The sequence below is a fragment of the Pseudomonas sp. TTU2014-080ASC genome, assembly GCF_001446935.1.
Taxonomy (GTDB): Bacteria; Pseudomonadota; Gammaproteobacteria; order Pseudomonadales; family Pseudomonadaceae; genus Aquipseudomonas.
Genome location: NZ_LKKK01000001.1, coordinates 799,106 through 812,166, shown reverse-complemented (window position 1 = coordinate 812,166; position 13,061 = coordinate 799,106). Strand labels below are relative to the sequence as shown.

The 13,061-nt window shown below is 58.6% G+C and carries 10 protein-coding genes; 3 read left to right on the top strand and 7 right to left on the bottom strand.

Annotated features, from left to right (window positions below; genetic code table 11):
- Positions 1-398: 398 nt before the first annotated feature.
- Complete coding sequence (locus AO726_RS03790) at positions 399-1,637, top strand: SLC13 family permease (RefSeq protein ID WP_058066705.1); 1,239 nt, start codon at positions 399-401, stop codon at positions 1,635-1,637.
- Here the strand turns inward: AO726_RS03790 and rlmF are convergent, their stop codons facing one another.
- From rlmF to AO726_RS03755, 7 genes are all read right to left on the bottom strand, one after another.
- The gene (rlmF, locus tag AO726_RS03785; RefSeq protein WP_058066704.1) at positions 1,638-2,633 is read right to left on the bottom strand and encodes a 23S rRNA (adenine(1618)-N(6))-methyltransferase RlmF; all 996 of its coding nucleotides are present in this window, start codon (positions 2,631-2,633) and stop codon (positions 1,638-1,640) included.
- Between the two features lie 19 nt (positions 2,634-2,652).
- On the bottom strand, positions 2,653-4,482 hold the full coding sequence (locus AO726_RS03780) for an SLC13 family permease (protein ID WP_058066703.1): 1,830 nt from the start codon (positions 4,480-4,482) through the stop codon (positions 2,653-2,655).
- A gap of 31 nt (positions 4,483-4,513) precedes the next feature.
- Positions 4,514-4,810 (bottom strand): winged helix-turn-helix domain-containing protein, encoded by a 297-nt coding sequence (locus AO726_RS03775; RefSeq protein WP_058066702.1) that lies wholly within the window; start codon positions 4,808-4,810, stop codon positions 4,514-4,516.
- Positions 4,811-4,883: 73 nt separating this feature from the next.
- On the bottom strand, positions 4,884-7,715 hold the full coding sequence (locus tag AO726_RS03770) for a valine--tRNA ligase (protein WP_058066701.1): 2,832 nt from the start codon (positions 7,713-7,715) through the stop codon (positions 4,884-4,886).
- A 555-nt stretch (positions 7,716-8,270) separates the two neighbouring features.
- Positions 8,271-8,663 (bottom strand): hypothetical protein, encoded by a 393-nt coding sequence (locus AO726_RS03765; RefSeq protein WP_058066700.1) that lies wholly within the window; start codon positions 8,661-8,663, stop codon positions 8,271-8,273.
- Between the two features lie 6 nt (positions 8,664-8,669).
- Positions 8,670-9,092, bottom strand: a complete 423-nt coding sequence (locus AO726_RS03760; protein WP_058066699.1) for a DNA polymerase III subunit chi — start codon at positions 9,090-9,092, stop codon at positions 8,670-8,672.
- Positions 9,093-9,232: 140 nt separating this feature from the next.
- Positions 9,233-10,723: a leucyl aminopeptidase gene (locus AO726_RS03755; protein WP_058066698.1), complete on the bottom strand. Its 1,491-nt coding sequence runs from the start codon at positions 10,721-10,723 to the stop codon at positions 9,233-9,235.
- 144 nt (positions 10,724-10,867) lie between these two features.
- On the opposite strand from AO726_RS03755, the gene lptF reads away from it, so the two are divergent.
- The gene (gene lptF / locus AO726_RS03750; protein ID WP_058066697.1) at positions 10,868-11,986 is read left to right on the top strand and encodes an LPS export ABC transporter permease LptF; all 1,119 of its coding nucleotides are present in this window, start codon (positions 10,868-10,870) and stop codon (positions 11,984-11,986) included.
- The gene (lptG, locus tag AO726_RS03745; protein ID WP_058066696.1) at positions 11,979-13,040 is read left to right on the top strand and encodes an LPS export ABC transporter permease LptG; all 1,062 of its coding nucleotides are present in this window, start codon (positions 11,979-11,981) and stop codon (positions 13,038-13,040) included. Before lptF ends, lptG begins: the two co-directional genes overlap by 8 nt.
- Positions 13,041-13,061 lie beyond the last annotated feature (21 nt).

Sequence of the window (13,061 nt, the reverse complement as noted above, 5' to 3'; positions counted from 1 at the left end):
TCAATCGCCACAAAAGAAACCAAAAGGTCTTGCCCCAGCATCCGGCCCTGCGCTTCGCGCCGGGTTCGTGCCCAGAATCACCGCTCCAGAGGCACGCAGCGAGGGTCCATCCATGGCCCATCGCTGCTCTCGCGGCATCCATGCCGCTCAACCTCTTTCGCAGCAATTCTGGTCACCCTCCTGAAGGGACATAGGATGTCGCGCGCACTATCTGCGAACGGCTCAAGTATTTGTTTGTAAATACATGGCTTATGGTCGACTCAGGTTGGGGTGGGTGATGATCGTACTGGTCGCGGGTGAGAGCACGAACGAATTTATCGCCTAACCTGTTTCCCATATCCCACTCTGAGATTAGAGTGCGAGCCTCGCGCCAACCCCCTGTACAGGAAACCCGCTCCATGGCCGTTTGGGTCATTTCCATTCTGTTTGTTCTCACCTATCTGGGCATGGCTGCCGGTGGCATCCGTGGCTTGCGCATCGACCGCAGCTGGATCGCCGGTGGGGCGGCGGTGTTGCTGCTGTTTAGCGGCGCGATTGCGCCAGCGCAGGCGGCGGCACATCTGGATGCGGGGGCGCTTTTACTGCTGCTGGCGTTGATGCTGATCTCGGCGCAGTTCGATTTTTCCGGTGTGTATGCCTGGCTCAACCAGCGCCTGAACGATTGGGCGGACCGGCCCAATGTGCTGCTTCTTGGCGTGGTAGCGCTGGGCGGTGTGCTGTCGGCGATTCTGGTCAATGACATCGTCGCCTTCGCCTTAACGCCGCTGCTGTGTCACAGCCTGCTGGCGCGCAAGCTTGATCCACGGCCGTTTCTACTGGCCTTGGCGCTGGCCTGTAATGCAGGTTCGTCAGCGAGCCTGATCGGCAATCCGCAGAACATCCTGATCGGCCAGGCCGGTGGGTTGGATTTCTGGTCGTACACCTGGATTGCCGGGCCGCCTGCATTGGCCGCGCTGGCAATAACCTATGCGGTGATCTGGCTGCAGTGGCATAAACGCTGGGGTGTTGCCGAGCCGCTGGTGCAAACGGATGCCTCGCCCGAGCAGATTTATGGCGCGCGCAGCTACCTCAAGCCTCTGCTGGCAAGTGTGGCGCTGCTGGCGCTGTTTTCCACCAGTATTCCCCGCGAGTATTCGGCGCTGATGATTGCTGTACTGGTGATGATCTCGCGTCGGGTCGACAGCCGAGACTACGTGCAGAAGGTCGACTGGAACCTGTTGCTGCTGTTTGCCGGCCTGTTTGTGGTGTCCGGTGCTGCTTTGAGTCTGCCGCAGGTGGCAGGGCTTGCCGGTACGCTCAATGACATCGGCCTATTGCCGCAGGGGGCTATATCGCTGGCGTCTCTGTCGCTGCTGGCGGGTAATCTGATCGGCAATGTGCCGTTCGTGATTTTACTGTTGGGCGTGATGCCAGATATCAGCGAAGGCATGCTGGTGGGCTTGGGCATCATGTCGACGCTTGCGGGTAACCTGCTGATTATTGGCAGTGTGGTTAACCTGATTGTCGCTGAGAGCGCCCGCCGCCAGGGCGTACATTTGGGCTTTACGACCTACGCCCGCAGTGGCGTGCCGGTCACGCTGCTGAGCATGCTGGTCGCCGGTCTGTGGTTGGTGATGGGCGGCTGGATGGGTTGGTAATCAGCCCCAGCGTTCACGCCGCCACTGCTGGCGTTGTTCATCGGTCTGGAAGGTCCAGGCAACAAAGCGGCTCTGCTTTTGTCCCTGAGCCATGCCGACGGTTTTAACCTGCAAGGCGCCGGCCTTTTTCAGGGCGCTGTACACGCCCGGCAGGTTGCCGGACTTTGAAATCAGGCTGCTGAACCACAGCACCTGTTGGCCGACCTGTGCGCTTTCAGCTACCAGCTTGCTTACGAACGCCGCTTCGCCGCCTTTACACCACAACTCCGCCGCCTGGCCACCAAAGTTCAGCACCGGCAGTTTGCGTTTGGGATCGAGTTTGCCAAGGTTCTTCCATTTGCGTTTGCTGCCGCTGCTGGCTTCGTCGGCGCTGGCGTGGAAGGGCGGGTTGCACAGGGTCACGTCGATACGTTCATCGCTGTGCAGCAGGCCAGTGAATATGTGGCTGCTGTCAGCCTGGTGGCGCAGTTCGATCACATCTGCCAAACCCGGGTTGGACTGCACGATGGCTTTGGCGGAGGCAATCGCACTGGCTGCGATATCCGAGCCGAGAAAGCGCCAGCCGTACTCGCGGTTGCCCAGCAGCGGATAAATGCAGTTGGCTCCCACGCCAATATCCAGCGCCTGAATCCGTGGGCCTTTGGGCAGCTTGCCGCCGTTGTCTTCAGCCAACAGATCGGCCAGATAGTGCAGGTAATCCGCCCGCCCCGGAATTGGCGGGCACAGATAATCAGCCGGAATATCCCAGTGCTGGATGCCGTAGAACTGCCGTAGCAGCGCCCGGTTGAAGACCTTGACCGCATCCGGGTTGGCGAAGTCGATGCTCTCCTTGCCGTACGGGTTGATGATCACGAATTCAGCCAGCTCAGGGCTTTTACGGATCAATGCAGGAAAATCGTAACGGCCCTGATGGCGGTTGCGCGGGTGCAACTGACCTTTGCCTGCATCGGTTTTCGCGGGCGCGGGCTTGCGGGATGTTTTCGGTGGCTGGGCCATAGGGAGTTATCTACAGAAATCAGAGTGGGAACAACCACGGCACCAGTATCACGCAGACCAGCATCACCAGAATGGTGAAGGGCACGCCGACGCGCACGAAATCACCAAAGCGGTATTGGCCGGGGCCGAGCACCAGTGTGTTCACCGGGGATGAAATCGGCGTCATAAACGCGGCCGATGCGGCCAGCGCTACGGTAATGGCGAAGGGCAGTGGCGAAGCGTCCAGCGCTTGTGCGGTGGCAATCGCGACCGGTGCCATCAGCACGGCCGTGGCGGTGTTGGAGATAAACAGGCCGATCACCGCAGTCAGGGCAAACAGACAGCCCAGCATCAGGTGTGGCGAGGCATTGCCCAGACCGCTGACCAGCGCCTGCACGGCCAAATCGACGCCGCCAGTTTTCTGCAGCGCTTGAGCAAAGGGCAGCATGCCGACGATCAGAATCAGTGTTGGCCAGTGAATTGCCTTATACGCGCTTTCCAGATCAATGCAGCGGAAGGCGCCCATCAGCAGGCAGGCAATCAGCGCGGCTTGCACGTTGGGCACAACACCGGAAACCATCAGGCCGATCATCACCGCCAAACACAGCAGGGCATAGGGCGCTTTGCGGGCGGCTGGAGCCACCTCGGCCACTTCAGCGGGCAAGCTGAGTACCAAAAAGTCCCGGCTTAAGCCTTGCAAACGATGAATGTCAGTCCAGTTGCCGGTGACCAGCAAGGTGTCTGAGGCCCGCAGTTTTTCATCCACCAGAACGCCCTCAAGGGCTTGGCCATGGCGGCGGATGCCGACGACGTTGAGTTTGTGTTTGGAGCGGAAGGCGATTTCCTGAATAGTCTTGCCCGGCAGTTCAGACTCCGGCGATAACGCCACCTCAGCCAGCCCCAGTTCGTGGGCATGCAGGCTGAAATAGGAGTTGGGCATGGCCCGTGGCTCCAGTCCCAACTGCTGATAGGCGCCCAGCAGGGCGATGCTTGGGCTGGCAATATCTACGAGCAAGACGTCACCGGCCTCCAGCACTGTGTTACCGGTGGCGACTAACAACAGCGTGCGCAGGCGTTGGCGTCGCTCAACCGCAATCACGTTGATGCCGTACTCGCGGCGCAGCTCCAATTCGTTGAGCTTCTGATTGATGAGCGGCGAGTTGGGCTTCAGGCTCAGGCGCCGCTCCCGTTCGGTCAGGCGGTAACGGTCAGCCATGTCGAACAGGGTCATTTGCGGAATCTGATCGTCACGCTTTTCTGCGCGTTCGCCCAGCCAGCGCCGTGCGACCAGCATGTAGCCCAGGCCCACAACCAGAACAGCCAGGCCGATCGGTGTGAAGGAGAAGAAATCGAAGCCCTCCAGCCCGGCGCGACGCAGCTCAGCGTGCACCACCAGGTTAGGCGGTGTTGCGACGAGCGTGAGCATGCCGCTGATCAGCCCGGCGAAGGCCAGCGGCATCATCAGGCGAGCGGGGGAAATGCGTAGGCGGGCGGCAACGCCCAGTACCACGGGAATGAAAATGGCGACCACGCCAGTGGAACTCATCACCGAGCCCAGGCCCGCAACGGCGAGCATCAGTAATACGATCAGGCGGGTTTCACTGCTGCCTGCTTTATCCACAAGCCAGTCGCCCAGTTGGTAGGCAATCCCGGTACGTACCAGCCCTTCGCCGATAACGAACAGTGCGGCGATCAGAATGACGTTGGCGTCGCTAAAGCCTGCCAGTACCTCCGCCATGCTCAGTACGCCTGTCAGGGGCAGCGCGACCAGAACCAGCAGAGCCACCACATCCATGCGCGGTTTGTTCAGTACAAACAGGCTGACAGCGACTAACAGCAAGCCCAATACACTGAGCAGTTCGATGTTCATGCAGTGTCCTTAAGTCGGCAACGTCGCAGGCTTATGGATAGCCCAGCAGGTTTTTGATCTCGGCCACATGTGCTGCGACCCAATCGCGGTTAATTGGGCCCCAATCGCTGATCTGGTAATGCCCGGCGTTGTTGCGTTCACCTGCTTCTTGCTGGAATTCGCAGTGGATATCCAGCTCGCCCAAGGCCAGCAGGGTGTCCTGCGCGGTGCGGCGGGGCATTCCGGTTGCTTCCATCAGCGCGGGCACGCTGGTGGCGGTGCCGCTGTCGATCAGCCAGGCCACGTACAGGCGGCGGTAAAAGCTGGTTTTGGTTTTACTGACTTCCATCGCATCTCCTGAGTTGTTCGGCCTGGCTGTTATGAATAGAACAAGGCCCGCATTACACGGGCCTTGTTGAGGTTTAGAGGCTGGCGATCTTGCCGCGCTGCTCAACCATCTTGCCGAGGGCCAGTTCGGCCTCGGCCAGTTTGGCGCGTTCCTTCTCCAGCACTTCAGCCGGGGCCTTGGCGACGAAACCTTCGTTGTTGAGCTTGCCGCCAACGCGCTTCACTTCGCCTTCGAGTCGGGTGATTTCCTTGTCGAGACGAGCCAGTTCGGCATCTTTGTCGATCAGGCCGGCCATCGGCACCAGCACTTCCATCTCGCCAACCAGTGCGGTGGCGGACATTGGCGCTTCTTCTCCGGCTTCCAGCACGCGGACCGACTCCAGCTTGGCCAGCTTGTTCAGCAGTGGCAGGTTGTCGGCCAGACGGCGGCGGTCTTCGTCGTTGGTGTTGGCGAGGATGATGTCGATGCGCTTGGCCATGGAGATTTTCATCTCACCACGGATTTGGCGCAGGCCCAGCATCAGTTGTTTAACCCACTCGATATCGCCTTCAGCGGCGGCGTCGATGCGTTCTTCGTTGGCCACTGGCCACGGTTGCAGCATGATGGTGTCACCGCTGACGCCAGCTTGCGCCTTAATGCGCTGCCAGATTTCTTCGGTGATAAACGGCATAAACGGATGAGCCAGACGCAGGGCCACTTCAAGTACGCGTATCAGGGTGCGACGGGTGCCGCGCTGACGCTCAATCGGCGCGTTCTCGTCCCACAGCACCGGCTTAACCAGCTCCAGGTACCAGGCGCAGTATTCGTCCCAGATGAACTCGTACAGCGTTTGGGCGGCCATGTCGAAGCGGAACGCATCCAGATGGCGGGTCACGTCGGCTTCGGTGCGCTGCAGAGCCGAGATGATCCAGTGGTCTACTGAGGACAGCTCAACCGGCTCGCCATTGACGCCAGTATCCTGGCCGTCGGTGTTCTCGATGACGAAGTTGGCGGCGTTCCAGATCTTGTTGCAGAAGTTGCGGTAGCCCTCAACACGGCCCATGTCGAACTTGATGTCACGACCGGTGGAGGCCAATGCCAGGTTGGTGAAGCGCAGGGCGTCGGTGCCGTAAGCGGCGATGCCTTCCGGGAACTCGGCGCGGGTTTGCTTGGCGATCTTCTCGGCCAGTTTCGGCTGCATCATGCCGCTGGTGCGTTTGGCGACCAGTGACTCGAGATCGATACCGTCGACGATATCCAGCGGGTCGAGCACGTTGCCCTTGGACTTGGACATCTTCTGGCCTTGGCCATCGCGCACCAGACCGTGAACGTAAACGGTCTTGAACGGAATCTGCCCGGTCAGGTGAGTGGACAGCATGATCATCCGGGCAACCCAGAAGAAGATGATGTCGAAACCAGTCACCAGCACGTCAGTCGGGTGGAAGGTCTTGAGGAAGTCAGTCTGCTGCGGCCAGCCCAGTGTGGAGAAGGTCCACAGGCCCGAGCTGAACCAGGTGTCGAGGACGTCTTCGTCCTGACGCAGGTTGGCGTCGCCCAAATTGTGCTTGGCGCGCACTTCGGCTTCGTCGCGGCCTACATATACGTTGCCTGCGTCGTCGTACCAGGCAGGAATACGGTGGCCCCACCACAGCTGACGGCTGATGCACCAGTCCTGGATGTCGCGCATCCAGCTGAAGTACATGTTTTCGTACTGCTTCGGCACGAACTGGATTTCGCCACTCTCAACCACAGCGATGGCTTTTTCTGCCAGCGGCTTGGTGGAGACGTACCACTGATCGGTCAGCCACGGCTCGATGATGGTGCCGGAGCGGTCGCCTTTCGGGACTTTCAGGGCGTGGTCTTCGATTTTTTCCAGCAGGCCAGCGGCTTCAAAGTCAGCCACGATTTGCTTACGGGCTTCGAAACGGTCAAGACCGGCGTATTTGGCAGGCAGGCTGCCATCGACGTCTGGGTTAACGCTGCCGTCGAGTTTGAACACCTGAGCAGTGGCCAGCACAGCGGCGTCTTTATCGAAGATGTTGATCAGCGGCAGGTTGTGGCGTTTGCCGACTTCATAGTCGTTGAAGTCGTGGGCCGGGGTGATCTTCACGCAGCCGGTGCCGAACTCAGGGTCGCAGTAGTCGTCGCCGATAATCGGGATACGGCGGCCTACCAGCGGCAGCTCAACGAAGCTGCCGATCAACGCCTTGTAACGCTCGTCTTCCGGGTGTACGGCCACGGCGCTGTCGCCGAGCATGGTTTCTGGGCGGGTAGTGGCGACAATCAGGTAATCCTTGCCATCGGCGGTCTTCTTACCGTCGGCCAGCGGGTAGCGCAGGTTCCACAGGCTGCCTTTCTCGTCGTGGTTTTCCACTTCAAGGTCGGAGATGGCGGTGTGGAATTTGGTGTCCCAGTTAACCAGGCGCTTGCCACGGTAGATCAGGCCATCGTTGTGCAAGCGCACGAAGGCTTCTTTCACCGCTTCGGACAGACCTTCGTCCATTGTGAAGCGCTCACGGGACCAGTCCACGGAGCTGCCCAAGCGACGAATCTGACGGGTGATGGTGCCGCCGGATTGTTCTTTCCATTCCCAGACTTTTTCCAGGAACTTCTCGCGGCCCAGGTCGTGACGGCCAATGCCTTCGGCGGCCAGTTGACGCTCTACCACCATTTGCGTGGCGATACCGGCGTGGTCGGTGCCCGGTTGCCACAGGGTGTTGCGACCCTGCATACGGCGGAAGCGGATCAGCGCGTCCATGATCGAGTTGTTGAAGCCATGGCCCATGTGCAGGCTGCCGGTGACGTTCGGCGGCGGGATCATGATGGTGTACGGCTCGCCCGAACCCTGCGGAGCGAAGTAGTTATTCGCTTCCCAGTTCTGGTACAGGGCAGTTTCAATGGCGTGCGGCTGGTAGGTCTTGTCCATGCGCGGCGGGACCCTTATGACGGCTAATCGGAAAAACCGGGGATTATAGCTGGGATGGAGCTGCTGGCGTAAGGCCAAAGACGTTGGGGCGGATGGAGGGGGATGGGGCAAACGCAATTCCTTTGAGGTTTTCACCTGAAGGCAGAGTTCCTTTGAGCGGAAATTGAGAGAGCACCGGCAATTGCCCCTTCGCAGCGTGCCTCTGGAATGGTGATTGTGGGCACGAACCCGCAGCGAAGGGCCGAATGCCGGGGCAAGCGGTTTTGGCTACTTTTTCCAAGACAGCCGAAGGCTGAACGTGCTTTAGCACGGCCCCGAAGGGGTGAGCGCAGCGAATACAAAAGTGGCTCGCCCGTGAAGGGCGAAACCCATTCTCAAGATCGAGCGCTATCAGTGTGAATCGGGAAGTATGTAGGGTGGACAAGACCGCAACGCGGTTTGTCCATCAGATGCGCAGGTCGCAGCTATTTACGCTGAACGTGAGACCCCATGGTAGGTAATCTGCTGCGCAGACTTACCACACCTTACAAGGATCGTGTTGTTAGCAAATAATGCTTAGCGGCGTGGCGGCAGCAAGCGTGGCAGGCGGGCTTCAAGGCGGCGTTTGAGTTCGGCTTCGATCTGCGGTACGTAATCGTCAATCACATCCTGCAGGATCAGCTGGGCAGCGGCGCGCAGTTCAAGATCCAGACGGGTCAGCTCGCTGTCGCGACTGATGCTCTGCGCCACCGTTTCGCGCAGGGATTGAACCGTTTGCGGAACGGTCACTTGAGGCGTCGGCGTTTCGGCATTAGCCATGACGATATCCGACAGCACCGGAATGATGTCTGGGTCGAGTGAGTCCACCAGCAAAGGCGGCTCTAGCTCCTGATCACCCAGCAGTTCACGGATCGACTCAAGGTCGTTCAGCAGTTGTGCGGGCTTTTGTGGTGGTTTTGGGGTGTCCATGGCGTGTTACTGGAGTTCGACTCGTTTTGGATCATAGCCGCGCTGACGGTAAGTGCGAAAATTCTCCCGGCAGGCGGTCAATAATTCTGGTTGCTGATTGACGATTTCAATCACCCGGCTGAATTGATCAATCTGAGGTGAGAGATCCTGAGCCAGGTTGATCAGCACACCAGACTGCTGAGACGGCGGCTGGTTCAGTCCGATCACAACCGGGGCGCTGTTGTCGTCCTGATAAGTGCTGTGAGGAATAAAACAGTCTTTGCGAAAACGCCACAGCAGTTCATCCAGCGTGCTGCATTCGGCTTCATCCGTGGCACGCAGAAAGACGCTGAATCCGGCCCGCCAGGCCTTCATGGCCAGGTTGCAGGCCACCCGCTGGCGTTCCGCGAGGGTTTCGCTGGCGAGTACGTAGAATTCAATCCGGGGCATGTGTTCTGGGTGTCGTCAAAACAGAAAAGGGCTGGCAATCAGTCCATTGCCGGCCCTAAGTGATTTGTTAGCCATGGCAGACAACAGCCTGAAGCAGGCAGTGCTGCATTCTAGGCTGTTTTCCGCCCATTGGCCGATTTTTATACGTTGCTGCGATCCAGCAGGTATTGGGTCAGCATCGGCACCGGGCGACCGGTAGCGCCTTTGTCCTTGCCGCCGCTGATCCAGGCTGTACCGGCGATATCTAGGTGCGCCCAGTTGTACGCTTTGGCAAAGCGCGACAGGAAGCAGCCAGCGGTGATCGTGCCGGCTTTCGGGCCGCCGATGTTGGCGATGTCAGCGAACGGGCTATCTAGCTGCTCCTGATACTCATCAAACAGTGGCAGCTGCCAGGCGCGGTCGTCCGCCGTCTGGCCTGCTTTGACGATCTGCTGGATCAGTTCGTCATTATTGCCCATCAGACCGGACACATTGCTGCCCAGGGCAACGATGCAAGCGCCGGTCAGGGTCGCGATATCAATCACAGCTTGCGGCTTGAAGCGCTCGGCGTAGGTCAGGGTGTCACACAGCACCAGGCGGCCTTCGGCATCGGTGTTGAGGATTTCTACGGTCTGGCCGCTCATGGTGGTGACAATGTCGCCCGGACGGGTAGCGCGGCCGCTCGGCATGTTTTCAGCGCAGGCCAGCAGGCACACCAGGTTGATCGGCAGCTGCAGCTCCAGTACCGCCTTGAGGGTACCGAGTACGCTGGCTGCACCGCACATGTCGTACTTCATCTCGTCCATACCGGCGGACGGTTTGATGCTGATGCCGCCGGTGTCAAAGGTGATGCCTTTGCCGACCAGCGCAAATGGTTTCTCGGTCTTTTTCCCGCCCTGATAGTTGAGGACGATCATGCGTGGCGGCTGTTCACTGCCTTGAGCCACCGCCAGGAAAGCGCCGGCACCCAGCGTTTTAAGCTTCTTCTCGTCGAGAATGTCGACCTTGAGATTTTTGTAAGCCTTGGCCAGCGCCTTGGCTTCTTCAGCCAAATAGCTTGGGTGACAAAGGTTGGGTGGCAGGTTGCCAAGGTCTTTGGTGAAGGACATGCCTGTAACGATGGCCAGGGCGTGGGTTTTACCGCGTTCTGCATCGCTCAGACCTGCTTTGGCGCTTAGCAGGGTCACTTTTTTCAGTGCGCTGGCTTCGGCTTTCTTACTTTTAAAACGGTCAAAGCAGTAACCGGAGTCTGCCAGAGTTTCCACCAAAAGGCGGGTTTTACTGTACACATCACGGTTTTTGACCTTGATTTCATCCAGGGCCAGAGTGACGTCTGTACCACCCAAGTTTTTCACGGTGCTATAAACAGATGTGAGCAATTTGCGCAGTTGGCGGTCAGAGAGTTCAGCTTCTTTGCCCGTGCCGACTAAAAGAACGCGTTCGGCCTTGAGGCCAGGCAGGTTGTGAACCAGCAGTGTCTGGGCCAGTTTGCCGTCCAGGTCGCCGCGTTTCAGCAGGGCGCTGATAGCACCGGAACTGGCGGTATCCAGCGCTTTGGCGGCGTCGCTCAGTTTGCGGCCTTCAGCAACGGGAACGACCAGCGTGGCGGTTTTAAGAGTTTGTGGCGCAGCACTTTTTACAAAAAATTCCATTATGTGGAGTCCCCAAGACAACGAGTCGCTATTGCAGGATAATAGCCAGCTATTTTTCGATGGCTCGTCGTATAGACGAGCCGGCAAGCAGTGCGGCTAGTTTGAGCTTAGCCGCCTGAGCCTGACAACCCTGGAGTGTCTGGTTTGATCGTCTTCCGTTATTTGTCCCGAGAAGTTTTGCTGACCCTTACCGCGGTCAGCGCGGTATTGCTGGTCATAATTATGAGCGGCCGATTTATCCGTTATCTCGCCCAGGCCGCTCAGGGCGCGCTTGATCCTGGTGTCTTGCTGCAGATTATGTTCTGGCGGATTCCCGGTTTTCTTGAGCTGATTCTGCCGCTGGGCCTGTTCCTCGGCATTCTTCTCGCCTATGGCCGTTTGTACCTTGATAGTGAAATGACCGTGCTGGCGGCAACTGGCATGAGCCAACAGCGTTTGTTGGGCTACAGCATGGTGTCGGCTGTGGTGGTGGCGATCCTGGCCGGCATACTGAGCATGAGCTTCGGCCCGTATGGGATTAACAAGGTCTATCAGATCCTCAACGAACAGAAGACCATGACCGAGCTGGATACGCTTGAGCCCGGTCGCTTCCAGACCATCAAAAACGGTACGCGGGTGACATACAGCGAGGAGCTGACTGAGGACCGTGAAGAGCTTCGCGGCGTGTTTATCTCCGAACGCCAGCTAAACACTAAAGGCCAGGAGCGTGGTATTTCCGTGCTCGTTGCAGAGTCTGGCCGTCAGGAGATTCAACCTGATGGCAGTCGCTATCTGATTCTGCACAACGGCTACCGCTACGATGGCAACCCCGGTCAAGCCAATTACCGCTCCATCAAGTATGAGACCTACGGTGTTTTGCTGCCTGCTCCAGCCCTTGCAGCAGAGGTGACTGAAGTTGAGGCTCAGCCGACTCTGGAGTTGTTTGGCAATGACAATCTGGAACAGCGTGTTGAGCTGCAATGGCGTATGTCCATTCCGGTGCTCGTGTTTATCGTTACTCTGCTGGCGGTTCCTCTGTCGCGGGTGAATCCTCGTCAGGGGCGTTTCCTCAAGCTGCTGCCGGCCATTCTGCTGTATATGGCTTATTTGTCCTTGCTAATCGCTGCCCGTGGTGCGCTGGATAAAGGCAAGATTCCGGCTTACCTCGGACTGTGGTGGGTTCATGCGATCTTCGCAGCCATTGGTTTGATGCTGTTGTATTGGGAGCCTCTGCGTCTTCGCTGGGCTGCGCGTCGTGCGATTGGGGAGAGTGCCCGTGGGTAAGCTGGATCGGTATATCGGGACTCAGGTCTTTGTCGCCATTCTGGGTGTGCTGGGCGTAATCGTCGGCTTGGCCCTGCTGTTTGCATTTATTGATGAGCTGGGTGATGTCGAAGACAGTTACACCATGCTGGATGCACTCTGGTACGTGTTCCTGACCACGCCTCGTCGCCTCTATGAAATGCTGCCGATGGCGGCTCTGATTGGCTGCTTGATCGGGCTCGGCACATTGGCCAGTAACAGTGAGCTGACCATCATGCGTGCGGCCGGAGTGTCCATCGGCCGGATTGTCTGGGCGGTGATGAAGCCGATGCTGGTGCTGATGATGGTTGGTTTGCTGATCGGTGAGTACTTGGCTCCGTATTCTGAGAATCAGGCCCAGGCCAGCCGAGCCCTCGCGCAGGGTGGGGGCGAGGCGCAGAGTGCCAAACATGGTCTGTGGCACCGTCAGGGACGCGAGTACATCCATATCAACGCTGTACAACCCAATGGGGTTCTGCTTGGGGTGACCCGCTACCAGTTCGACGACAACAGACGCCTGCTGTCTTCGAGCTTTGCCCGCCGTGCGCAGTTCCAGGACGGTTACTGGCAGCTGTCTGACGTGCAGACAACCTTGTTGCACGAGCGCAGCAGCGAGCTGATTCAGAAGCCTGCTGAACGCTGGGACGTCGCGTTGACACCAGAGTTACTTGGGACTGTTGTCATGGCCCCGGACGCGCTGTCGATGACAGGCTTGTGGAGCTACATCCACTACTTGGCTGATCAGGGCCTGAATAACTCGCAGTATTGGCTGTCCTTCTGGACAAAAGTGCTTCAGCCATTGGTGACAGCGGCGCTGGTGTTGATGGCGATTTCCTTCATCTTCGGCCCGCTGCGTTCGGTGACGCTGGGCCAGCGAGTGTTTACCGGTGTGCTGGTGGGCTTTGTGTTCCGCATTGCTCAGGACTTGCTGGGCCCTTCGAGCTTGGTGTTCGGCTTCTCGCCGTTGTTTGCAGTGCTGGTTCCGGCCGGGATTTGTGCGGTGGCTGGTTTGCTGATGCTGCGGCGAGTCGGCTAAGCATTCTGCATATGTAAAAAA

What these genes read in the sequence shown, in the direction of transcription:
- AO726_RS03790 (WP_058066705.1), top strand. Translation starts at nt 399, where the DNA reads ATGGCCGTTTGGGTCATTTCCATTCTGTTTGTTCTCACCTATCTGGGC.
- rlmF (WP_058066704.1), bottom strand. Translation starts at nt 2,633, where the DNA reads ATGGCCCAGCCACCGAAAACATCCCGCAAGCCCGCGCCCGCGAAAACC.
- AO726_RS03780 (WP_058066703.1), bottom strand. Translation starts at nt 4,482, where the DNA reads ATGAACATCGAACTGCTCAGTGTATTGGGCTTGCTGTTAGTCGCTGTC.
- AO726_RS03775 (WP_058066702.1), bottom strand. Translation starts at nt 4,810, where the DNA reads ATGGAAGTCAGTAAAACCAAAACCAGCTTTTACCGCCGCCTGTACGTG.
- AO726_RS03770 (WP_058066701.1), bottom strand. Translation starts at nt 7,715, where the DNA reads ATGGACAAGACCTACCAGCCGCACGCCATTGAAACTGCCCTGTACCAG.
- AO726_RS03765 (WP_058066700.1), bottom strand. Translation starts at nt 8,663, where the DNA reads ATGGACACCCCAAAACCACCACAAAAGCCCGCACAACTGCTGAACGAC.
- AO726_RS03760 (WP_058066699.1), bottom strand. Translation starts at nt 9,092, where the DNA reads ATGCCCCGGATTGAATTCTACGTACTCGCCAGCGAAACCCTCGCGGAA.
- AO726_RS03755 (WP_058066698.1), bottom strand. Translation starts at nt 10,723, where the DNA reads ATGGAATTTTTTGTAAAAAGTGCTGCGCCACAAACTCTTAAAACCGCC.